At 37.2% G+C, this 23,303-nt stretch carries 16 protein-coding genes and 1 pseudogene; 10 read left to right on the forward strand and 7 right to left on the reverse strand.

Features of this window, described 5'->3' with window-relative positions:
• Positions 1-467, forward strand: a pseudogene (locus AACZ30_RS06660) (tRNA pseudouridine(38-40) synthase TruA); the annotation flags it as partial.
• Here AACZ30_RS06660 and recQ read toward each other — a convergent pair.
• Together recQ and AACZ30_RS06670 are read right to left on the reverse strand one after the other, a co-directional pair.
• A complete protein-coding gene (gene recQ / locus AACZ30_RS06665; protein WP_339648397.1) occupies positions 464-2,581 on the reverse strand; it encodes a DNA helicase RecQ in 2,118 nt (705 codons plus the stop codon). The pseudogene AACZ30_RS06660 and the gene recQ overlap by 4 nt on opposite strands.
• A 113-nt stretch (positions 2,582-2,694) precedes the next feature.
• Positions 2,695-3,630: a C1 family peptidase gene (locus tag AACZ30_RS06670; RefSeq protein ID WP_339648398.1), complete on the reverse strand. Its 936-nt coding sequence runs from the start codon at positions 3,628-3,630 to the stop codon at positions 2,695-2,697.
• Positions 3,631-3,860: 230 nt separating this feature from the next.
• Between AACZ30_RS06670 and ychF the strand changes: the two genes are divergently transcribed.
• From ychF to AACZ30_RS06690, 4 genes are all read left to right on the forward strand, one after another.
• Positions 3,861-4,955: a redox-regulated ATPase YchF gene (gene ychF, locus AACZ30_RS06675; RefSeq protein WP_075327190.1), complete on the forward strand. Its 1,095-nt coding sequence runs from the start codon at positions 3,861-3,863 to the stop codon at positions 4,953-4,955.
• A gap of 162 nt (positions 4,956-5,117) precedes the next feature.
• Entirely contained in the window at positions 5,118-5,789 is a 672-nt protein-coding gene (locus AACZ30_RS06680; RefSeq protein ID WP_339648400.1) for a hypothetical protein, read from the forward strand.
• Between the two features lie 94 nt (positions 5,790-5,883).
• Complete coding sequence (locus AACZ30_RS06685; protein WP_339648402.1) at positions 5,884-6,618, forward strand: class I SAM-dependent methyltransferase; 735 nt, start codon at positions 5,884-5,886, stop codon at positions 6,616-6,618.
• A gap of 82 nt (positions 6,619-6,700) precedes the next feature.
• Entirely contained in the window at positions 6,701-7,894 is a 1,194-nt protein-coding gene (locus tag AACZ30_RS06690; protein WP_339648403.1) for a hypothetical protein, read from the forward strand.
• 100 nt (positions 7,895-7,994) lie between these two features.
• Here the strand turns inward: AACZ30_RS06690 and AACZ30_RS06695 are convergent, their stop codons facing one another.
• Together AACZ30_RS06695 and AACZ30_RS06700 are read right to left on the reverse strand one after the other, a co-directional pair.
• Positions 7,995-8,933, reverse strand: a complete 939-nt coding sequence (locus AACZ30_RS06695; RefSeq protein WP_339648404.1) for a ring-cleaving dioxygenase — start codon at positions 8,931-8,933, stop codon at positions 7,995-7,997.
• A 178-nt stretch (positions 8,934-9,111) separates the two neighbouring features.
• Complete coding sequence (locus AACZ30_RS06700) at positions 9,112-9,435, reverse strand: phosphoribosylpyrophosphate synthetase (RefSeq protein ID WP_075327185.1); 324 nt, start codon at positions 9,433-9,435, stop codon at positions 9,112-9,114.
• A gap of 248 nt (positions 9,436-9,683) precedes the next feature.
• Between AACZ30_RS06700 and pyrR the strand changes: the two genes are divergently transcribed.
• From pyrR to AACZ30_RS06725, 5 genes are all read left to right on the forward strand, one after another.
• Positions 9,684-10,223: a bifunctional pyr operon transcriptional regulator/uracil phosphoribosyltransferase PyrR gene (pyrR, locus tag AACZ30_RS06705; RefSeq protein ID WP_339648405.1), complete on the forward strand. Its 540-nt coding sequence runs from the start codon at positions 9,684-9,686 to the stop codon at positions 10,221-10,223.
• Between the two features lie 8 nt (positions 10,224-10,231).
• On the forward strand, positions 10,232-11,161 hold the full coding sequence (locus tag AACZ30_RS06710; protein WP_075327183.1) for an aspartate carbamoyltransferase catalytic subunit: 930 nt from the start codon (positions 10,232-10,234) through the stop codon (positions 11,159-11,161).
• A gap of 43 nt (positions 11,162-11,204) precedes the next feature.
• The gene (locus tag AACZ30_RS06715) at positions 11,205-11,537 is read left to right on the forward strand and encodes a ribonuclease Z (RefSeq protein ID WP_075327182.1); all 333 of its coding nucleotides are present in this window, start codon (positions 11,205-11,207) and stop codon (positions 11,535-11,537) included.
• A 10-nt stretch (positions 11,538-11,547) separates the two neighbouring features.
• Positions 11,548-12,456, forward strand: coding sequence for a ribonuclease Z (locus AACZ30_RS06720; RefSeq protein WP_339648406.1), 909 nt, complete (start codon positions 11,548-11,550; stop codon positions 12,454-12,456).
• A gap of 180 nt (positions 12,457-12,636) precedes the next feature.
• On the forward strand, positions 12,637-13,143 hold the full coding sequence (locus AACZ30_RS06725; RefSeq protein ID WP_075327180.1) for a CAP domain-containing protein: 507 nt from the start codon (positions 12,637-12,639) through the stop codon (positions 13,141-13,143).
• 82 nt (positions 13,144-13,225) lie between these two features.
• Here AACZ30_RS06725 and AACZ30_RS06730 read toward each other — a convergent pair whose 3' ends face one another.
• Genes AACZ30_RS06730 through AACZ30_RS06740 form a run of 3 tightly spaced genes read right to left on the reverse strand, consistent with a single transcriptional unit; the run spans position 13,226 to position 23,166 of the window.
• Entirely contained in the window at positions 13,226-15,088 is a 1,863-nt protein-coding gene (locus tag AACZ30_RS06730) for an OmpA family protein (protein ID WP_339648408.1), read from the reverse strand.
• A 17-nt stretch (positions 15,089-15,105) separates the two neighbouring features.
• Positions 15,106-16,017 carry a type IX secretion system membrane protein PorP/SprF gene (locus tag AACZ30_RS06735; RefSeq protein WP_339648409.1) on the reverse strand — a complete coding sequence of 304 codons (912 nt, stop codon included), beginning with the start codon at positions 16,015-16,017 and terminating at the stop codon, positions 15,106-15,108.
• 12 nt (positions 16,018-16,029) lie between these two features.
• Positions 16,030-23,166 carry an HYR domain-containing protein gene (locus AACZ30_RS06740; protein ID WP_339648410.1) on the reverse strand — a complete coding sequence of 2,379 codons (7,137 nt, stop codon included), beginning with the start codon at positions 23,164-23,166 and terminating at the stop codon, positions 16,030-16,032.
• Positions 23,167-23,303: the final 137 nt, after the last annotated feature.

The raw sequence follows: 23,303 nt of genomic DNA on the forward strand, positions 1-23,303 counted from the left end.
TTCAGCATCCAAAACTTAAGGAATATGCTTATTTATTTAGTTTTGGAGAGAAAAATCATCCTTTCTGTGCGCCATTAATGGCTAATTTTCAATTTGATCTTGACATTGAATTGATGAAAAAAGGAGCAAAGCTTTTTGAAGGAAAACACCAGTTTAGAAATTACTGCGTGCGGGTTTCAGAAAACAGCACTTTTGAGCGTGAGATTATAAAATCTGAATTAGTTGAAAATACCGAAATTACCGCCAGCTTTTTTCCTGAAAAATCCTATATTTTTCATATTCACAGTGCAGGTTTCCTAAGACACCAGGTTCGTTTAATGATGGGCGCTTTGCTGCAACTTGGTAGAGGTGAATTGACACTGAAAGATCTGGAAAACAGCTTAAAACCCGGCGTTGAAATGCAAATGGATTACATAGTACCGGCCTCGGGCTTGTTTTTAAATAAAATTGGGTTGGAAGATTATTAAACTTTCGCTTCTTCTTTTTCTAAAACTGCCAAAGCCAGTCTGATCGTGCCGTAATCTATTGCTTCTTCAAAATGTTCAAAATATGGTTTTAAACCTTCCGGATTTTCAAGTTCAGTTTTGGCTTTTTCAATAGCTTTAAAATCAGCTTTAGAAATATATTTCATAGGATCTACCGCTTCATTTTCGGCATACAATTTTGCTAAATGCGAATAAACAGTAGTAATCGCCAGCTCTCGTTTTTTCGCAATTTCTTCCAGGTTTAAACCTTCATTTAATAAATCTAAAGTAGCCTTGTAGGTATTTGCTTTTTTACGTTTTTTAGTGCTACGTTTTTTTTTACTAAAAGCGATGATCTCCTTTATGAATTCGTACCCGTAATCCTGCATTTTCTGCCTTCCCACACCATTTATTTGAAGAAATTCCTCATCGGTCATAGGGCGGGATTTTTCCATTTCTTTTAAGGTAGCATCGTTAAAGATAAGGTAGGCAGGAATTTCTTCTTCCCGAGCAATTTTTAACCTTAACTGTCTTAGTCTTTCAAATAGAGAATTATCGGCAGTTTTTTCTGAAATTTCTGTCTCTTCACGGCGTTTCAGTTTTTTACGGTCTGGAACTTCAGCAAGCTGGACTTTTTCGCCTTCAAACAGAACATTTTTAGCCAATTTGGTAAGTTGTAAATTATTACCTCTATGAAAAGCGATTTCTACATAACCAAGGTTGATAAGCTGAATGATATACTGCTGCCAGTGGTGCCAGGAAATATCATTGCCAATTCCAAAAGTTTTAATTTTCTGATAGTTTTTGCTAATAACAGCTTCATTTTGTGAACCGCGAAGCACATCTATAAGCACAGTAATCGGTTCGTTTTCTTTTAGTCTGAAAATACACGAGAGTGCTTTTTGAGCGATCACCGTTCCATCAAAAAATTGGGGTGGATTCTTACAAATATCACAGTTACCACAATCTTCCTGTTTTAATTCTCCAAAATAACTCAGCAATATTTTTCTACGGCAACTTAAAGCTTCAGAATATTGCTTCATTCGGTCTAGCTTTGCAAGCTGCACTTCTTCATTTCCTGAATTGGAAGCGAATTTTTGCAACTGCACCACATCGGCATAACTATGAAAAAGCATAGTGTCTGAAGGCAATCCGTCTCGCCCTGCACGACCAATTTCCTGGTAATAGCCTTCCAGGTTTTTTGGCATATTATAATGAATCACCCAACGGATATTTGATTTATCGATGCCCATTCCAAAGGCGATGGTGGCACAAATAATCTTTGAATTATCATTGATAAAATTATCCTGAATTTCAATACGTTTTTCAGCAGGTAAACCGGCGTGGTAAGCTTCGGCTTCAAAACCTTTTCGCTGCAGTTTTTCAGCAATTTCCTCGGTGTTTTTTCGGCTTAGGCAGTATATTATGCCACTTTCCTTCTTTCGGTTTTTAACGAAATTGGTGATTTGCTCAAAACGTTTAATGCCGGGTCGAACATCTAAACTCAGGTTTTTCCTATCAAAAGAAGCAATATGCTTTTCGGCGTTTGGAATATTTAATTGTCGGCAAATATCTTCGCGCGTAGCTTTATCGGCCGTAGCGGTTAGCGCGATCATTGGAGTAGTGGGAAAGCGATTTTTTAAATAGCCTAGTTGCGTATAAGCCGGTCTAAAATCGTGTCCCCAACTGGAAATACAATGTGCTTCATCTACCGCAATCAAACTTATTTTGCCGTCGCTCATAAAACGGTCTACAAACTGCAGACTTTCTGGAGCAACATAAAGTAGTTTTAATTCTTTGGAATCAATTTTTTTAAAGATCTCCTGTTGCTGGCTTTCGGTTTGGCTACTATTTAAAAATGCCGCTGGAACGCCATTAGCGGTAAGTCCGTCTACCTGGTCTTTCATCAAGGCGATAAGTGGGGAAATCACCAGGGTGATTTCTGGAAGTAAAATGGCCGGAAGCTGGTAACAAATAGATTTTCCGCCACCGGTTGGCATAATTACCAGGTTATCTTTGCCTTCAAAAACCGAATCGATAATCTTTTTTTGAAGCGGTCTAAAACTATCGTAACCAAAATATTCTTTAAGCGTATGTAAAACCCGGGTATTTTCCATAGCCGCAAAGTTAGGGCAAAGTGACAATTCTCAAACCCTGTTGCGCTTAAATTATGGGAAAACACTTATTTTTAAAATTAGGGAAACTTAATTTTAAAATATTGAGATATATACTAAAGGTCGTAGGCTACATAAGCCTGGTTAATCACTTTAAAAGGCGCGTCTTGATTTGAAACATTTTCAAAAGCCTGGTAGTCTATCCAAACAAAACCATTGTCGCCCCAGGCTTCTCCCCAGGAGTTTACTACTTTAAAAGCGCCAAATTCATCATTAAAGCCAACTACTAACATCGCGTGACAGGTTACATCTTCATAATCTACAGCGTGTTCCCGGTATGCCGATAGCCCAAAATTATCGGTTTTACCAAATTCTGGAGAAAGCACTGCGCCAATAACAATGGGTTGTTGTTGGGTAATTAAAGTTTTCATTTCGGCTAGCATATTTTCCCCGCTTAAACCTTTATAATCAGCTATTCTTGCTTCTTCGGCGGCTGCAATTACAGCTTCGTCGGGTTGGGTTTCGCATTCATTATCAGTATATGGGAAAAGTTCTAAAGCCGCGACTCCCTGTTCTTCTATAAAAGCAAGAGTTTCAGGAATTGAAGTTCCGCCGCATTCATCGGTGGTAATTTGATTATAAGTATAAGACGGACTAAAAATATTTGCTTCAGAATAAGGTAATCCAGATTCAACTTTTTCCTGGAAAGATTTCAAATAATAACTCGTAGCCCAGGAAACGCAAGACCCCAGCGCGCCCTGATCGCCAACCGGGGGAAGGTTTTCAGAAAGATCAAAAGCTGCCGGTAAGCTATCGGGAATAACGAGGCTTTCCAGTAAATTTTCAGCATCTATATTGTAGTTACCATTTCCAGAGCATTCAAGGCCGGTGGAATAAACCTCGCCATCTTCAGAAATAAATTGATTTTCGGTTTCCTGTGGGATTTCGGGAACTGCAGGATTATTGGCATTGGGGTTTAAATCATCCCTGTCACTATAACAGCCTGCAAGGCTTAAGCTAATTGCGAGCAGTAAAATTTGAATTTTTTTCATAACAATTTGAGGTATTTTAAATCTTCATTATTCAGAAGAAAATCTGTTTATAGATGATTTTTAGAAAAATTCCTTCTGAGAATCTTCAACATATAACATCAATAAACATACTAATAATGTTCTTATTATGAAGAAAAAGATTTTTTATGCTGAATTGCTAATGCAAATAAAAAGAAATTAGTCGCTACACTAGAAAATATGTACATTTGCAGCCGCAAAAAATCATTACTATGAAAGCCGGAATTGTAGGATTACCAAACGTAGGAAAATCGACGTTATTTAATTGTCTCTCTAATGCAAAGGCACAGAGCGCGAATTTTCCTTTTTGTACCATAGAACCTAATGTTGGGGTAGTGAATGTTCCAGATCCCAGGATTCAACGATTGGAAAGTTTGGTTAAACCCGAAAAAGTACAGCCGGCCACAGTAGAAATTGTAGATATTGCCGGTTTGGTAAAAGGCGCTAGTAAAGGCGAAGGATTGGGGAACCAGTTTCTTGGAAATATTCGTGAAACCGATGCCATTCTACACGTTTTGCGTTGTTTTGAGAACGATAATATTGTACACGTAGATGGTTCTATAGATCCTATTAGAGACAAGGAAACCATAGATATGGAGCTTCAGCTTAAAGATCTTGAAACCGCAGAGAAGAAGTTGGAGAAAGTAAAGCGTGCTGCTCGTACCGGGAATAAAGAGGCCCAAAAAGAAGAAGCTGCACTTAGTAAAGTTAAAGGAGGTCTGGAAGCTGGGAAATCTGTTAGGGCTATAGATTTAACCGAAGAAGAAAGAAAAGATTTTATAAAACCGCTTCAGTTTATTACCGATAAGCCGGTGATGTACGTTTGTAATGTAGATGAAGATGCAGCGGTAGATGGTAACGCTCACGTAGATCGCGTAAGAGAAGCAGTAAAAGAGGAAAATGCTGAAGTTTTAGTACTTGCCGTAGGAACTGAAGCTGATATTACCGAGCTTGATGATTTTGAGGAAAGACAAATGTTTCTTCAGGATATTGGTCTCGAAGAACCTGGTTCTGCCAAATTAATTCGTGGAGCTTACGAATTATTAAACCTCCAAACCTATTTTACCGCTGGGGTAAAAGAAGTACGCGCCTGGACTATTCCTGTAGGAGCTACTGCGCCACAGGCAGCCGGAGTAATTCATACCGATTTTGAAAAAGGATTTATTCGCGCCGAGGTAATTTCTTATGCCGATTTTGACAGCCTTGGAAGCGAAGCTAAGGTAAAAGAAGCCGGTAAAATGCGAGTAGAAGGTAAAGAATATATTGTACAGGATGGCGATGTAATGCATTTTAGATTCAACGTGTAAATCGCAATTTTTTAAGATAATTTTGCCTTTTTTATACTTATTCATTCTAATTTAACTAAAATTAGAGTTTTATCTAAATTTTTAGAAATAGTTTATCATTCGTGCTAAGTTCAGCTTTTATTTATTTCCTAATTTTAAGTAAAACAACCAAAATAGGAAACTATGAAACTGAGAAAGAATTTTGAATCTAAACTTACAACACCGGCTTTTGTCAAAAAAACCGGACTTATAGTTATGGCTTCCGGGCTTCTATTTGCCTGTAACGATGGTAATAAAAAAGCCGATGATGCAGAGATAGAAATCGAACAGACCCTGGAGATTGAGGAAGATACTATGTCTAATTTTGCCTATCAAACCAACGCGGTAGCAGATTATCTTACCTATGTAGATGGAGATGATGAATATGAAGAAATGCAGGAAGAAATTGATCCTGAAACAGCTTTGCAAAAATTTGCAGCAGCAGTTTCAGAAAGAAGTAGAGATTTTGGAATGCAGGCCGATGAAAAGCTTGAAGTTATTGGCGATAGTCTAAGCCAACCGGCAGATGATATGAACGCACAATTGCAAACTGCCATAGCTTCCCTCGAAAAACTCCAGGAAAATGCTTATGATGAACTTTCTGAAGAAGTAGATGACTTGAAAGCTGAACTTCAGAATATTGATATGCAAGCTGATAATGCGAAAGAAAAGTTGCGTAATTTCTTTCATAAGGCTGCAGATGTAATGGAAGATATGGACGCACCAACAGATGATGGTACAATGAAGGTAAATCCTGGCGCAGTAGATGAATCAGATTACAGTCAGGAACCTGATACCCTTGATGTAAATCAATAGAAAAATTTAGATTATAATATTTATAAGAACCGTCTTTTTAGACGGTTCTTTTTTTGTCTTTATTTTACTTATTTTTAATTGAAATTATATTTTAATGAAAGATAATTTTTCTACTCAATCTTCTTCCTATGCAAGGTATAGACCTTCCTATCCGCAGGGATTATATGAATTTTTGAAAGAAAAATTAACTGCAACTGAAACTGCCTGGGACTGCGGTACGGGAAATGGCCAGGTAGCGGGAGAATTAGCAAATTTCTTTCAAAAAGTAGAAGCTACAGATATTAGTAAGCAACAATTAGAAAATGCAGTAAGAAAGCCTAATATTCAATATTCTGTGCAACGGGCTGAAAAAACAAATTTTCAGGATAAAACTTTTGATCTCATTACGGTGGCGCAGGCCGTTCACTGGTTCAATTTTAAAACTTTTTACAACGAAGTTGAGCGGGTTTTAAAGCCTAATGGAATTATTGCGCTAATAGGTTATTCCTTATTTAAAAGTAATTTGGAAACAGATAAACTGATTCATAAATTTTATAAAGATATTATTGGCCCGTTTTGGGATGAAGAAAGGCGCTATTTAAATGAAAAATATCAAACAATTCCTTTTCCTTTTCAGGAAATTGAGACACCTACGTTTCAGCAGGAATATCAATGGAGTTTTGATCATTTAATAGGATACTTAGAAACCTGGAGCGCTGTAAAACACTATGAAAAAGAAAAGGGTGAAAATCCTGTAAATTTGATTAAAAATGAACTTAAAACCGCCTTTGGAAATAAAAATAAAATAGTTTTTCCCATTCTTCTCAGGCTGGGAAAATTGAATGATTAAAATTAAAAATTGAACTGGCATAGAATATGATTATCTTCCAATCGTTATAAATAAATAAATTAGCTGATTAAAATAATTGATAATGAATAAATTAGGTTTTATTTTCCTGTGTTTTACGGGTATGTTTTTTCAGAATTCATTGGCACAAAGCTTTGCCGATGACCAATCGGTAACCCAGCAGGTGCTCCAGGAGCTTAATAGAGAACGCAGTTTGTTAAGTCAGAATCTGGAATTTAGAATTAAAGAAATAGATTCAAAAATTAGCAATCTTGATGAAAGCATTCAAAACACGAATTCTTCTGCAGAAAAAGTAGAAAAACTTCTGGAACGTGTTAAATTCCTTGAAGAACGCCAGGAAGAAATAGATAAAAATACCATTAGCGTTTACAAATATAATTACAGTTCTGCCGTGTTAAATTTAGCATCTATGGAACGCGAAATTAAGCCGCTAAATCTGTTTAATGCTTCCCGTGAATTTTATGCAACTTTAGACCAGGTGAGTAACCCAATGCATTATGAAGGTTACCAGGAGTGGTTTGGCCAGTTTAGAAAGTTTATTGAAGATGAAAAGAAAAATGATGCCAGGCTTTCTGCATTAAGCCATATTCTAAATGTAACTGGAGATCTTGCCCAGGGAACGCCCTTTACCGGAATGTTTGCCGGAACCGTTTTTGACGGAATTGGAAGCTTTATAAATTCTCTTGGTTGGGGCGATAAAAAACTGAAACAGCAAAGTACAGAAATGCTGAAACTAACCACAACTGTGGCGCAATTTACCCACGATAAGGATCTTATAGAAACCGAGTGGGAATCTATTAATAAAAACCTGGATGAATTAAAAGAGCTACAGGAAAAGGCAATGCAGGAAAATTTAGTGCAAATCCTGGAAATTGACCCAACCGAGTTTGATCGTCATTTCACCAATGAAACCGATGCAAAAAAACGTACTCAGTATATTTTAGATATTTCTAAAATTGCTGAAAATAAAATCGCTGAAGAAAAAGCTAAAAATCCTGAAAACTGGAAACAGGATTATCACGACCAGATGATCGCGGTACAGAATTTAAAGATACGTTTTGGAACGATTACTTTTAGAATTCTTGAAAATTTAAAGAAATATGATTCGCTTATCAAGAAATACGAGAACGATGAATATTTAAAAACTAAAATCGCCGATCTAAAAACGAAACTTAACGTGGTGCGAAACAGTTTTGAGTCTACTTTTAATCCGCAGGAATATATTAAAGCATCTAACGAGATGTATGTGGTAGAGTAGGAGTTTTCTTCCTTATTGATAAAGACTATCTGAGAATCTTTAAGCGTCATCCTGAATTTATTTCAGGATCTAAGATTCTGAGATAGTCTTTTATGTTTGTCTATTGTTTTAATTCAGGCAGGAGTTTTTCAATCCTATCTCTGGAACCTTCATATTGTTCAGGTAATTTTAGGTTGGTTCCAAGTTCTTCAAGGCTTTCATCTCTTGTAAAGCCGGGATTATCGGTAGCAATTTCAAATAAAACTCCGCCAGGTTCTCTAAAATAGAGCGAATAGAAATAATCCCTATCTATTTTTTCAGTGATTTGTAAACCTTTCTGAATAATTTTTTCCCTAAAGCGCATTTGGGTTTCTTCATCTTTTACCCGAAAAGCGATATGATGATTAGTACCACCGGCGTTAATTCCACGGTCGGCTGTTGGGTCTTCGTGAATATCAATTATGGCAGCATTTTCTACTGCACTGGTATTGTATCTATAAAATTCACCTGATTTTTCTTCGAGTTCGTAGTCAAAAATATCTGTTAGTATACTGGCAGTAGGACCAACATTAAATAGCGTAAGAGTTACACTATGAAAACCTTTTAAAGCCACATCGCTTTTAATTTCATCGGTTTCCCAGGCCTCGCGATTATCCTGGTGTTTAGTGACAATTAGTTTTAAATTAAGTCCGTCGGGATCTCTAAAAGGTAAATATTGTTCTCCAAACTGCTCCCTGATTTTTCCAAACTCCACTCCGTGTTTTTCAAAGCGCTCTTGCCAGAAATCGAGGCTGCCTTCGGGAACCGAATAACCTATTTCGGTGGCCATTCCCACGCCGTTTTTCCCCTGCCTAACTCGTGGCCACGGGAAAAAAGTTAAAATACTTCCAGGAGAACCAACTTTATCGCCAAAGTAAAAATGATAGGTTTTAGGATCATCAAAATTCACCGTTTTCTTAACCATTCGTAATCCTAGAACTTTGGTGTAAAAATCGTAATTGCGTTGCGCATCTCCGGCAATTGCAGTAATATGGTGTAAACCAAGTATTTTATCTTCCATAATTTTTTGTTTCAATTAAGTAAAAACCAGCCTCATCCTGGGTTAAATTATTGGTAAAAAATAACCGATAACTGAAATTCAGGAATTTCAGCTAAAGCCGGAGCTAAAAATTTAAATTTAATAGCTCTATAAAATTAAAGAATTTATTGGGATTCAGTGAAAATCCAGTTAGGAAGATCTAAAGGTGTTTATGCAGACGCTTTACAATATCGTAAGTATTAGAATCTGAATAAGTTCCAAAAGCATTTACCAAAACGCCTTTTATTTTATGATTGTGAGAAGAAATGGCGTAAACAATCATTTCATCGCCGGGATCTGTGATCCCTTCAAAACGGTAGATTTCATCAATTTCAAAATCTTCAGGAGAAAGTTCAAGGGAGCGCTGTGGAGCAACAATTTTATCCTTTTCCGGCTCTAATTTAAAGTCGGTGGTATAACCTCGAGCAGCAAGACCATTCATTGCCTGGCTTACGGTATCGTAATCGTGTCTTTCTACCAGCATAATTTCATCAATTTAATACTATAAAATTACTTAATTTTAATCTATAAAACTATTGAAAATCAGAGTTTTATTTAATCTATAAAAACTTCAGCCTATTTTTAAGTACCAATTTTAACCTTCCATTGAATAAAAGAATATCCAGTTTAAGTTCTTCAGTAAAAAGATTTAAAACTGAAGTCTATTCAACTTCAGAAAAAAATAAAAAAGCTTACTTTTGTGACAGAACTTCTATTTTTTGCAACTAAACTATGGGCCAAAGAACATTACTGAATGCTGTTGAAATAAATATTATTTTACACCGTCTTGCCTGCCAGTTAGTTGAAAATCACACCGATTTTAAAAATACCGTAATTATAGGAATCCAACCGCGAGGTGTTTTTCTTGCTGAAAGGATTATAAAAATTCTGGAAGAAGAATACAAGATTGAAGATTTAAAATACGGTCACCTGGATATCACTTTTTATCGAGACGATTTTAGAAGAAGTGACAAACCGCTTGAAGCGAATAAGACTAAAATTGATTTTATTGTTGAAGATAAAAAAGTGGTTTTTATAGATGATGTTCTTTACACCGGACGCAGCATTAGAGCTGCACTAACTGCCGTACAATCTTTTGGCAGGCCTGCAGAAATTGAATTATTAAGTTTTATAGATAGACGTTTTAGCCGTCATTTACCCATTCAGCCAGATTATAACGGGCGACAGGTAGATGCTATAAATGAAGAAAAAGTAATAGTGAACTGGAAAGAAAACGATGGGGAAGACGTGGTTTATCTGGTTTCTAAATAATTAAAAATATGAGCGAATTAAGTGTAAACCACTTACTGGGAATTAAATATCTAACCAAAGAAGATATTGAGCTTATTTTTAAAACCGCCAATCATTTTAAAGAAGTGATTAACCGGCCCATTAAAAAAGTCCCTTCGCTTAGAGATATTACCATTGCCAACCTGTTTTTTGAAAATTCTACCAGAACCCGACTTTCTTTTGAACTTGCAGAGAAACGCTTAAGTGCCGATGTCGTAAATTTTTCGGCTGCATCTTCTTCAGTAAAAAAGGGAGAAACCCTTATAGATACCGTAAACAATATTTTATCTATGAAAGTAGATATGGTAGTGATGCGACACCCCAATCCCGGGGCAGGAATTTTTCTTTCCCGCCACGTAAAAGCCAGTATTATTAATGCCGGAGACGGTGCACACGAGCATCCTACCCAGGCGCTTTTAGACAGCTACTCTATTAAAGAGCGTCTCGGTGAAGTTAAAGGTAAAAAAGTGGTGATTGTAGGTGATATTTTGCATAGTAGGGTAGCTCTTTCAAATATTTTTGCACTTAAACTTCAGGGAGCCGAAGTTAAGGTTTGTGGGCCTAAAACTTTATTGCCAAAACATATTGAATCTTTGGGTGTGGGCGTAGAGACCGATCTTAGAAAGGCCCTGGAATGGTGTGATGTGGCAAATATGCTTAGAGTTCAGAATGAGCGAATGGATATTAGTTATTTTCCCAGTACCAGGGAATACGCACAGCAATTTCAGCTAAATAAGAAAATGCTAGAAAGTCTGAATAAAGAAATAGTAATAATGCACCCGGGACCAATTAACCGCGGCGTGGAAATTACCAGCGATGTTGCCGATGCCGAAAATGCGATTATTTTAGACCAGGTACAAAATGGAGTAGCCGTTAGAATGGCAGTGATTTATTTATTAGCTTCAAAGATAAACCACTAAAAGGCTTTAATTCCTTAACTTTAAATTTCAAAGAAACCACGCTATGAAGATTTCAGAAAAAGAGAATTATATTTTAATAGAACCTTTAGAAGCTCCGGTCGTAGATTTTGTTTCGTTACTTACACAAAGACACGCCGAGTTTGAAAATAATAATGTGGCAGTAAACTTGCTTGCCTATCACCAAATTCAAAAAGAAGAAGTGATGGGATTTTTAGAAATTGCCACTACACACCAAATGAATAATAAATCTTTTGTTTTAATAAGTAATGCAGTTACTATAGATGAACTACCTGAAGAAATTGTGGTAGTGCCCTCTTTACGGGAAGCTGAAGATCTTATTCAAATGGACGAAATTCAACGGGATTTAGGGGTTTAATTCTTACTGCATGAAGCTCAATATTCTTGGCTGTTACGCTGCTACTCCCCGAAGTTTCACAAATCCAACTTCCCAGGTGTTGGAAATTAAAAACGAATTGTTTTTAATTGATTGTGGCGAAGGGACGCAAGTACAACTAAGGCGTAATAAAATTAAATTTTCCAGGATAAAACACGTCTTTATTTCCCATCTTCACGGGGATCATTGTTACGGGCTTGTTGGGCTTATTTCTACCTTTAGATTGTTGAACCGGGAAACTGAATTACACGTTTACGGGCCAAAAGGAATAAAGGAAATCATAACAATACAGCTAAAACTTTCTAATTCCTGGACTAATTACCCGCTTTATTTTCATGAATTGAGCAGCAAGGAACCCCAGCTTATTTTTGAAAATGAAAAGCTAAGCGTAGAAACTATCCCTTTAATTCATAGAATTTATACCAACGGTTTTCTATTTAAAGAAAAACCCGGCGACCGGAAATTGCTTATCAATAAAGCGGTTGAATATAATATTGATGTTTCCCTCTATAAAAGTTTAAAGAAAGGAAAAGATGTAACTTCTGAATCTGGCGAATTGGTTCCTAATCATTTAGTAACCGCGCCACCTGAACCTACAAAAAGTTACGCCTATTGTAGTGATACCGCCTTTAATCAGAACATGATTCCACAGATAAGCGGTTCGACGGTTTTATACCACGAATCTACTTTTCTTGAAGATAAAGCAGAACTGGCTTTTCCCACCAAACATAGCACGGCTAAAGAAGCTGCCCAAATTGCTAAAGAAGCAGGGGTGCAAAAACTAATTCTTGGCCATTATTCTACCCGATATTCTAATATCAATTTATTTAGAGAAGAAGCTGCAGGTATTTTTCCTGAAGTTGAACTTGCCGATGATGGGAAGGTTTTTGTCTTTGAATAACACTTTTCCTTACATTTTCCTACATTTTAAATTTTCTGAATTCCTAACAAGTTCATTTTTAGTAGGATAAAACTTACTATTTATGTTAAAATTCAGATAAAATCGATGAACTGCATTTTAACATATGTTTTTAGTCGATAAAAAGTGTACTTTTAACTTCCCAGTCTAACTTACTGAACTATGAGAAAAAGTACCTTTAGGTTTGCAATACTTGTTTTGCTCTCTATATCAACGATTTCCTGCGCAAAGCAAAGCATCGAAGACGAAGTGAATTCCTACAATCATACCGCAGAAGAAATTGTTAATTTTAATTATTCTGAAATTGAAAGTAGTATTCTTGAATTAGTGAATGCACATCGTAAAAGCCTGGAACTTGAACCTCTTAAACCAATAGCTGAAGTTTCTTTAGAAGCCGAATCTCATAATTATTACATGCTTGAAGTTGGAAAGGTAAGTCACGATAATTTTGGTGCACGTTACGAAAATCTGGTGGAGGCTGTTGGAGCAAAATCTGTAAGTGAAAATGTTGGATTTGGCTACCGTACTGCAGAAGCAGTGGTAAATGCCTGGTTAAATAGTGATGGCCACAAGAAGAATATTGAAGGAAACCATTCTCACTTTGGAGTATCTGTGGTAGATGATGCAGAAGGCCGTAATTATTTCACCAATATCTTTATAAGAAAGTAATATTTGTTTTTCATAGATTGATTAAGGAAAAAAGGTTCAGCGTTTTGCTGAACCTTTTTTAATTTTATTTACTTCAAAACAATTAATCCATCTTAACCACGCTAAACATAGAGCGGCGATTAAGCTGGTGTTGCTCAATGGAACAGCGATCACAGTCTATGGCTGGTTTACGTTCTCCAAAAGCCTGTTTTTGAAGTCTCTCTCCATTTACACCTTCTGCAATTAGATAATCACGAGTGGCTTTGGCCCGTCTTTCGGCTAGAGCATCGTTATAAATATCACTTCCACGTTTGTCGGTATGGGAACCAATTTCTATCACCAAATCTGGATATTCTTCTTTCATTAATTTTACCAGTTTATCCAGTTCTTTTGCGGCATCTGCTCTAATATTACTTTTGTCAAAATCGAAATAAATATTATTTATTTCAGCTAAATATTCCACATCGGCAACCGGTGGGAGTGCGATATTATAGATTAATTCTTCCGAATCTTCCATATTGCGCGTATCTAGAGTGTCACTAAAATTTTGATATTCAATTTGCTTTGCTTCCAACGGAATATCTACATTTCTATTTACCGTGGTTTGGTAATTTCCATCTTCATTAGATTCCAAAAATGCAATTTCTTCATTATTTTTATTAAAAAGTCTTATGGTAGCCCGGGGAATAGGGTTTCCATTTACAGCATCGGTAACTTTTCCTTTTAATACCAGGGGAAGCAATTGATTAAAGCTATAAATATTATCTGAACCCTCCCGATTAGAAGCTATAAACCCCGCATTCACGCCGTTTTCTTCAAAATAACTAAAATCATCTAAATTACTGTTGATGGTTTCTCCGAGGTTTTGAACTTCAAGATTTTCAGCCTCTAAATCTGTCTTAAAAATATCGGCTAAACCGTAACTGCCGTGACCGGTAGAAGAGAAGTAGAGTACATTTTCTTCATCTATAAAGGGAAAAGTTTCATCTTCAGGTGTATTAATTTCACTTCCTAAATTTTCCGGGACTCCAAAAGTATTATTTCCCTTTTTGGAAACCTTATAAAGATCGGTGCCGCCCTGGCCACCTGGCATATTAGAAGCAAAATAAAGTGTTTTTCCGTCTTGGGAAACCGTTGGGTGTCCCACAGAATAATTATCACTATTAAACGGTAATTCCTGAATATTTACCCAGCTATTTCCCGATTTTTGAGCGGAATAGATCTTTAAATGGTTAGTAGCTTCTTTATCTCTTTTTCCTTCCTTATTATTGAAATAATTATTTCGGGTAAAATATAAAGTTTCCCCATTTGGGCTAAAACTTATTGGGCCGTCGTGCAATTTGGTATTAATTTCTCCTGAAATAGGAGAGACCTCACTATTAGAATTTAATTTATAAATATCTAAGAAAGGCTCCTCGTTCCAGGAATATTCTTTTTCTGAATTCTTTGAATTTCGAGCTGAAATAAGATATGTTTCATCCTTATATTTTACAGCGCCAAAATCACTAAATTCTGAATTAAAATCACTTTTCTGAAGTTTATAGGTGGTTTGTATTGCAGAGTTTGTCCTGTTCAGTATTTTATTCGCTTCAGCTGAAGCTTCGCCGCGACTTTCAAGATATTTCTGCAGCCATTCCCGGGACTCTTTATATCTTTTCGCTCCGCGCAAGGCCTGGGCGTATTCGTAATAATATTCCGCAGAAATATTTGTAGAATCTTCTAAAACATCTTCATAATAAAAAACAGCGTTTTCTGGACTTCTTAATTTCATATAAGTGTCGGCGAGTTTTAACCTGTTTTCCTTGAGATTATATTCGTTTGCTATAAGTTCTTTGTAAACATCCACGGCTTCTGTATAAGCAAAATTGCTATATAGCTTATCGGCTTTTTTTTGTTTACCATATTGTGCCTGCAGGTTTATGCTAAACACTAAGAATAATAGAATTAAATAGTATTGTTTTTTCATAATCGGCGGCATTTATATTAAAAGAATCGGGGAGATTTGTACCTGGTTTTTTGAAATCTGAATTCGTAAATAAGTAGGATTTCGTGTGAACCAGAAGTGTATGGCCTTATGTCTGAAATTGAATATTCGTAAGCATAACCTGCTCTAAAACCATCAAAAAGTTCTACATCCAGGAAAGCTCCCAAAGCATCATCTATTCGCCAGTTGGCACCCAGGTAAAATTTCTCATTAAAGATCATTGTTCCCGAAAAATCTACAGAAAGCGGTGCACCGCTGGTCATTTTTAATAAGGATGTGGGTCTAAATTTTAGATTTTCGTTCAAATCAAAAACATATCCACCGGTAAGATAATAATGAATCTGTTCCATGGCTAGGAACTCACTATATTCGTGATTGTTGTTGTTAATTAGCTTAGGAGCAGATGCCCCGATATACCATTTCTGCGAAGAAAGATAGAAACCAATTCCAAAATTTGGAGTCCATTTATTAAATCGATCTTCAAAAAACGGATCATTCAAAACCTGCTGATCGGTAAATAATTCCTGATCCAGATTATAATAACTCATTCCTGCCTTTAAACCCATTGCCAGTGAGATGTCATTGCTGAAATCTAGACGATAAGCAAAATCTCCGTAAGCATAGGTATAATTCTCATAACCGGTTTTATCGTTAATAACCGAAAGTCCAAGACCCACTTTATCGTTAGTAAGTGGAGAATGTACAGAGAGCGTTTGCGTATTTGGTGCTCCGCTAACTCCGGCCCATTGATTACGATTTAAGGCGGTTATAGAGAACCCATCCCGGCTCCCGGCATAGGCTGGGTTTATAGAAATGGTATTGTACATATATTGGGTGAATTGCGGTAATTGCTGGGCTAAAGCCGAAACCGAAAACATAAGACAAAATATGAGTAGATATATATTTTTCATGTTCTTTGTTTTTTATTTTGTTCCTAAATAGATGTAACCTTGAATAGGGGCAAATCCGCTATTTCTAATTTCCAGGATATAGAAATAAGTTCCTGAAGGCAACTGATTTGAACTTGTTATGGAGTTTGTTGAATATCCATCCCAATCGTTTTGATAGTTAACAGCTTCGTAAACTTTACTTCCCCAACGGTTAAAGATCTTTACATCGTAAGTGAAGCCGCATTCGCTGGCAAAATCTATACTGAAATAATCATTATGGTTATCGTTATTAGGTGTTACCGCTTTAGAAATACTTGATTGAATATCTTCCAGGCTACAAGGTAGAACCACACAATCATCATTTATAGATACTGTAACTTCTGTAGTAGAATTACAAATACCATTGTTTAACTGATAATTAAAAGTATAGGTGCCAACCTGAAGCAAAGCCGGATCAATAGTGCCCTGATTTAGGGCCCCGGTATTTTCTAGATCTACCCAGGTTCCAGAGGTGTCGTAGTCTCCCTGCAACAGTTCAGATAAATCGAAAGTGATATCTTCAGTACAAAGGCTTATCGTGCTGGTTTCAATTTGGCTTGCTACAGGATCTTCTAAAGTTACCACGGTAACTTCTGAAATTTGATCAAATTCATCCCTTGCCGTTACTGAATAAGTTCCCGGCTCAAGCGCTGTAAATTCATCTACTGCATAATAATTTTCTTCGTCAATGCTATAGGTAAGTCCGTCTTCAATATTAATCAGGATTACCCCAGTTGGGGTAACACAGTCTGGCTGAATTACTTCAACTTGTGGAGCATCTGGTGCTGGAGGAGTTTCTTCCAAATCTTCTTCTACAATAACTGTGAACGAGCAACTGGCAGAATTTCCCTCAGCATCGGTAACTTTATAGGTAACCGTTGTTTGACCAACCGGGAATTCTTCTCCAGACGCATAACCTTCGACTAGTTCTATACTCGTTTCTGAGCAATTATCTGAACCGATAATGGCTTCATAATTTACCACCACGTTCCCCGTTCCGAATTCAACGTTTAAGGTAATATCTTCCGGACAGGAGATTGTGGGAGATTCATTATCTATCACGGTCACTGTAAAGCTGGAATTAGCTGAATTTCCATTAATATCGGTAGCGGTATAGGTGACTGTAGTTTGGCCTATAGGAAATTCAGACCCTGGAGCCAAACCTTTAGTAAGTGCTATACTTTCTATGCCACAATCATCGCTTGCCGACGGAATATCGTATTCCACAATCGCACCACATAAATCGGGATCGGTATTTACCGTGATATCATTTTTTTCTTCAATAACCGGGGCTTCATCATCAATTACCGTTACATTAAAGCTACAGCTGGTTGTATTTCCTGCTGAATCAGAAGCAGTAAAAGTTATAGTTGTAGTGCCCACCGGAAATACCTCTCCTGAAGACAGGCCAGCGGTTTGTTCTACAGTAACATCCCCGGAATTATCAAAACCTTCAGGAGTTTCAAATTCCACTACCGCAGCACATAGACCGGCATCAATATCTTTTGAAATATCTAACGGACATTCTAAAGAAGGATCTTCTGTATCTTCAATAGTTATATCAAAGCTACATTTACTGGTATTTCCTGAACTATCTGTTGCCGTAAAAGTTACTGTGGTTGTTCCAATAGGAAATTGAGAACCAAAAATAGGTCCGCCGGTTTGTTCTACAATCACTTCACAATTATCGATTGCTAAAGGATTGTCAAAATTCACTGTAGCAAAATCAACATTGGTTTCTGTACTAAATATCATGTTATCAGGACATTCAATTGAAGGTGCCTGATCATCGATTACTGTTACGATCTGAATTACCGGCTCAGCTTCATTTCCATTTTCATCGGTTGCTGTCCAGGTAATAGTTGTTGTTCCCACCGGATATTCAGCCTCAAGATCCTGATTATCATCCCGGGTTCCGATTACATTTCCTACTGAACAGTTATCAGTAGCTTCCGGAGCATTGATGGTTATCATCGCGCCACAAGTATCTGTATCGGTAGTGGTATTTATAGTTTCCACTTCAGCAATTATCGGAGCCTGGTTATCTTCAACATTTACAATTTGTATAACTGGCACAGCTTCGTTTCCATTTACGTCAGTTGCTGTCCAGGTAATCGTAGTTGTTCCCATCGGATATTCAGCATCAAGATCCTGATTATCATCCCGGGTTCCAATTACATTTCCTACTGAACAGTTATCAGTAGCTTCCGGAGCATTGATGGTTATCATCGCGCCACAATTGTCTACATCGGTAGTGATATTTATAGTTTCCACTTCAGCAATTACCGGAGCTTCGTTATCTTCAACATTTACAGTTTGTATAACCAGCTCAGCTTCATTTCCATTTTCATCGGTTGCTGTCCAGGTAATAGTTGTTGTTCCCACCGGATATTCAGCCTCAAGATCCTGATTATCATCCCGGGTTCCGATTACATTTCCTACAGAACAGTTATCAGTAGCTTCCGGAGCATTGATGCTTATCATCGCGCCACAAGTGTCTGCATCGGTGGTGGTATTTATAGTTTCCACTTCAGCAATTACCGGAGCCTGGTTATCAATTACAATAATTGTTTGAGTACAGGTAGTTGTATTTCCAGACTTATCTTTTACCGTCCAGGTTACGATTGTTTCTCCAGGTTCAAATACTTCCGGAGCATCGTGGGTTATACTTAATTCTGAATCACAATTATCTTCAGCAACAAGATCTCCAAGAACAAAATTAGAAGCAGAACACATTCCCTCGTCTGTAGCTACGTTTGTTAAATCAGTAGGACATGAGATGATTACTGGTGCCTCTTCGTCTAGATCTGCTTCAACAATTATTTCTATAGTAGATTCACAATCATTATTCTGTACTACCAGGTAATAGGTTCCCGATGCTAAATTTGAAATGATCCCATTTTCGTGAGAATATTCATTTTCCTCGCTATCCTTTAATATATAAGATAAACCTTCACTAAGCTCAAACTCTATGATACCATTACTTTCGCCACAAGTTGTATTTGTAACCGAAATAATAACTGGAGATTCCGGACTTCCTGCGTTTTTTTCAATCACAATTGCTTCTGAAACAGTTCCGCAATCTTCATTATTAGCTTTTACAAAATAAGATCCAGCAGCTAAATCACTGAATTCCCCGTTTTCAATTGCATTGCTTAAAGCGTTTTGATTTTCATCAAGTAGAGTATAAGAAATTCCCTGAACAATTGTTACTGAAATTGCTCCGGTAGTATCTTCGCAAGTCGGCTGAGAAACAGTGGCTTCTGGTTGTGCCGGATTTCCTTCGTTTTCTTCGATCACAATTGCTTCAGAAATTGCTTCACAATCTCCATTGCTTGCTTGTACGAAATAAGTTCCTGCTGCTAGATCACTGAATTCTCCGTTTTCGATGGTATTGTTTACAGCGTTTTGATTTTCATCAAGAAGGGTGTAATTAATTCCCGCTTCAATAGTTACTGAAATTGTTCCGGTAACATCTTCGCAAGTCGTTTGCTGAGAAACAATGGCTTCTGGTTGTACAGGACTTCCTTCGTTGTCTTCAATTAGAATTGCCTCAGAAGTTGCTTCACAATCACCATTGCTAGCCTGAACGAAATAAGTTCCTGCTAGAAGATCACTGAAATCTCCGTTTTCAATAGCATTGTTTAAAACGTTTTCATTTTCATCAAGCAAAGTATAAGTAATGCTTTCATTAGTAGTTACTGAAATCGTTGCTGTAGTATCTTCGCAAGTTGGTTGCTGAGAAACAATGGCTTCCGGTTGCGCCGGACTTCCTTGATTTTCCTCGATCACAATTGCTTCGGAAATTGCTTCGCAGTCTCCATTGCTAGCCTGGATAAAATAAGTTCCAGCAGCTAGATCATTGAAATTTCCGTTTTCAATAGTATTATTTAAAGTGTTTTCATTTGAATCAAGCAAGGTGTAAGTAATTCCCTGAACAGTTGTTACCGAAATTGTTCCGGTAGTATCTGCACAAGTTGGTTTCTGAGAAACAAAGGCTTCCGGTTGCATCGGACTTCCTTCGTTTTCTTGGATAATTATTGCTTCAGAAATCGCTTCGCAATCTCCATTGCTTGCCTGTACAAAATAAGTGCCGGCTGGTAGATCAAGGAATTCATCGTTTTCAATAGTATCGTTTAAAACATTTTCATTTTCATCAAGCAGGGTATAAGTAATTCCCTGAACAGAAGTTACTGAAATTGTTCCGGTAGTATCTTCGCAAGTCGGTTGCTGAGAAACAGTTGCTTCTGGTTGCGCCGGACTTCCTTGGTTTTCTCCAATTACAATAGCTTCAGAAGTCGTTTTGCAATCTCCATTACTAGCCTGAACGAAATAAGTTCCTGCAGTTAGATTACTGAATTCTCCATTTTCAATAGTATTGTTTAGAGGGTTTTGATTTGAATCTAAAAGTGTATAAGAAATTACGTCAACAGTAGTTACTGAAATTGTTCCGGTAGTATCTTCGCAAGTTGGTTGCTGAGAAACAATCGCTTCTGGATGCGCGGGATTTCCTTTGTTTTCTTCGATCACAATTGCTTTAGAAGTTGCTTCGCAGTCTTCATTACTAGCCTGGATAAGATAAGTTCCAGCTGATAAATTAGTGAATTCCCCGTTTTCGATAGAATTACTTAGTGAGTTTTGATTTTCATCTAAAAGTGTATAAGTAATTCCCTGAACAGTTGTTACCAAAATCGCTCCTGTAATATCTTCGCAAGTCGGTTGCTGAGAAACAATAGCTTCCGGTTGTACCGGGCTTCCCTGATTTTCTTCAATTACAACTGCTTCAGAAGTTGCTTCGCAATCTCCATTGCTCGCTTGCACGAAATAAGTTCCGTCTGTTAGATCAAGGAATCCCCCGTTTTCGATAGAATTACTTAGTGAGTTTTGATTTTCATCTAAAAGTGTATAAGTAATTCCCTGAACAGTAGCTACCGAAATCACTCCTGTAATATTTTCACAAGTCGGTTGTTGAGAAACAATGGCTTCCGGTTGTGCCGGACTTCCTTGGTTTTCTTCAATTACCAAAGCTTCAGAAATCGCTTCGCAATCTTCATTACCAGCCTGAACAAAATAAGTGCCTGCAGCTAGATTACTGAATTCACCATTTTCAATTGTATTATTTAATGGATTTTCATTTTCATCAAGTAGGGTATAAGTAATTCCGTCATCCGTGGTTACTGAAATGGTTCCGGTGGTATCTTCGCAAGTTGGTTGTTGAGAAACAATGGCTTCCGGTTGCGCCGGATTTCCTTTGTTTTCTTCAATTACCAAAGCTTCCGAAATCGCTTCGCAATCTCCATTGCTAGCTTTTACAAAATATGTTCCTTCGGTTAAATCACTAAATTCCCCGTTTTCGATAGAATTACTTAGTGAGTTTTGATTTTCATTCAAAAGTATATAAGTAATTCCGTCATCAGTAGTTACTGAAATCGCTCCTGTAATATCTTCGCAAGTTGGTTGTTGAGAAATACTGGCTTCTGGTTGTACCGGGTTTCCTTGGTTTTCTTTAATAATAATTGCTTTAGAAGTTGCTTCACAGTCTCCATTGCTAGCCTGGATAAAATAAGTTCCTGCGGTTAGATTGCTAAATTCTCCATTTTCGATGGTATTGTTTACAGCGTTTTGATTCTCATCAAGCAGGCTATATGTGATTCCCTGAACAGTTGTTACCGAAATTGTTCCTGTAGTGTCTTCGCAAGTCGGTTGTTGAGAAACAATGACTTCCGGTTGCGCCAGACTTCCTTGATTTTTTTCGATTACTAATTCTTCAGAAATCGTTTCACAATCTCCATTGCTAGCTTGGATAAAATAAGTTCCTGCAGCTAAATCACTGAATTCCCCGTTTTCAATTGCATTGTTTAAAGCATTTTGATTTTCATCAAGAAGTGTATATGAAATTCCCTCAATAGTAGTTACCGAAATCGTTCCGGTGGTGTCTTCGCAAGTTGGTTGCGGAGAAACAGTTGCTTCTGGTTGCGCCGGACTTCCTTCATTTTCTTCAATTACCAAAGCTTCAGAAACCGATTCACAATCATCATTGCTTGCCTGAACAAAATAAGTTCCGGCTGTTAGATCAGTGAATTCACCATTTTCAATAGTATTGTTTAAAGCGTTTTGATTTTCATCTAAAAGTATGTAAGAAATTCCCTGAACAGTTGTTACCGCAATTGTCCCGGTAGTGTCTTCACAAGTTGGTTGCTGAGAAGCAATGGCTTCCGGTTGGTCGGGACTTCCTTCATTTTTTTCAAGCACAATTGCTTGCGAAACAGTTTCACAATCTCCATTGCTAGCTTTTACATAATAGGTTCCAGCAGATAAATCACTGAATTCTCCGTTTTCAATAGTATCATTTAAAGCGCTTTGATTTGAATCAAGCAGGGTGTAAGTAATTCCGTCAACAGTAGTTACTGATATTGTTCCGGTAGTATTTTCGCAAGTTGGTTGTTGAGAAATAATCGCTTCTGGTTGCTCAGGACTTCCTTCGTTTTCTTCAATTACAATTGCTTCAGAAATCGCTTCGCAATCTCCATTGCTGGCTTGTACAAAATAAGATCCAGCCGCTAGATCATTGAATTTTCCATTTTCGATGGTGTTATTTACAGCGTTGTCATTTTCATCCAGCAGGGTATAAGTAATTCCGTCATCAGTAGTTACCGAAATTATTCCGGTAGTATCTTCGCAAGTTGGTTGTTGAGAAACAATGGCTTCTGGTTGTGCCGGACTTCCTTCGTTTTCTTCGATAATTATATTCTTAGAGGGCTGGGAGATACACTCATCTTCATTTTGGGCATATATCACGTAAGTTCCAGGAGAAAGCTTTTCAAAAATGTTTGACGCCTGGAAAATTTCGCCATCCAGACTGTACATATATCCCTCAGTAGCATTTACCGTAATCTTTCCCGTTTCAATATTACAGGTGGGTTGAGTTACTACTATGGTTTCAGGAGTTTCTGCTATGGCTGGTGCAGATAGAACTTCAAAACTATTGGTTGTAAAAACACATTCATTTAAAGCAACTGATATGGTATAAACCCCTGGAGATAGTGAACTAGTAGCATTATTTAACTCAAAATTTCCAGTAGCTGAATTCAGTTCATATATATAATCTGTATTAAAATTAGTGATTGTCAATACTCCATTTTCATTCTCACAGGTGGGATCTTTTTTAGTATAAACAGGCTCCAGTTGTGTTTTAATATTTTCTAACGTAAGTGATTGTTGAACATCTATATTTCCACATTCATAAGTAATTCTGAAGATTCGCTGAT

The sequence above is a fragment of the uncultured Salegentibacter sp. genome (assembly GCF_963972535.1).
GTDB lineage: Bacteria > Bacteroidota > Bacteroidia > Flavobacteriales > Flavobacteriaceae > Salegentibacter.

Bases quoted from the DNA above. Each gene is read 5' to 3' on its own strand.
- AACZ30_RS06735 (WP_339648409.1), bottom strand. From the start codon at position 16,017: ATGAAAAATATATATCTACTCATATTTTGTCTTATGTTTTCGGTTTCG.
- AACZ30_RS06715 (WP_075327182.1), top strand. From the start codon at position 11,205: ATGAAGATTTCAGAAAAAGAGAATTATATTTTAATAGAACCTTTAGAA.
- AACZ30_RS06685 (WP_339648402.1), top strand. From the start codon at position 5,884: ATGAAAGATAATTTTTCTACTCAATCTTCTTCCTATGCAAGGTATAGA.
- AACZ30_RS06680 (WP_339648400.1), top strand. From the start codon at position 5,118: ATGAAACTGAGAAAGAATTTTGAATCTAAACTTACAACACCGGCTTTT.
- AACZ30_RS06725 (WP_075327180.1), top strand. From the start codon at position 12,637: ATGAGAAAAAGTACCTTTAGGTTTGCAATACTTGTTTTGCTCTCTATA.
- AACZ30_RS06730 (WP_339648408.1), bottom strand. From the start codon at position 15,088: ATGAAAAAACAATACTATTTAATTCTATTATTCTTAGTGTTTAGCATA.
- AACZ30_RS06700 (WP_075327185.1), bottom strand. From the start codon at position 9,435: ATGCTGGTAGAAAGACACGATTACGATACCGTAAGCCAGGCAATGAAT.
- AACZ30_RS06670 (WP_339648398.1), bottom strand. From the start codon at position 3,630: ATGAAAAAAATTCAAATTTTACTGCTCGCAATTAGCTTAAGCCTTGCA.
- AACZ30_RS06695 (WP_339648404.1), bottom strand. From the start codon at position 8,933: ATGGAAGATAAAATACTTGGTTTACACCATATTACTGCAATTGCCGGA.
- AACZ30_RS06720 (WP_339648406.1), top strand. From the start codon at position 11,548: ATGAAGCTCAATATTCTTGGCTGTTACGCTGCTACTCCCCGAAGTTTC.
- pyrR (WP_339648405.1), top strand. From the start codon at position 9,684: ATGGGCCAAAGAACATTACTGAATGCTGTTGAAATAAATATTATTTTA.
- AACZ30_RS06690 (WP_339648403.1), top strand. From the start codon at position 6,701: ATGAATAAATTAGGTTTTATTTTCCTGTGTTTTACGGGTATGTTTTTT.
- ychF (WP_075327190.1), top strand. From the start codon at position 3,861: ATGAAAGCCGGAATTGTAGGATTACCAAACGTAGGAAAATCGACGTTA.
- AACZ30_RS06710 (WP_075327183.1), top strand. From the start codon at position 10,232: ATGAGCGAATTAAGTGTAAACCACTTACTGGGAATTAAATATCTAACC.
- recQ (WP_339648397.1), bottom strand. From the start codon at position 2,581: ATGGAAAATACCCGGGTTTTACATACGCTTAAAGAATATTTTGGTTAC.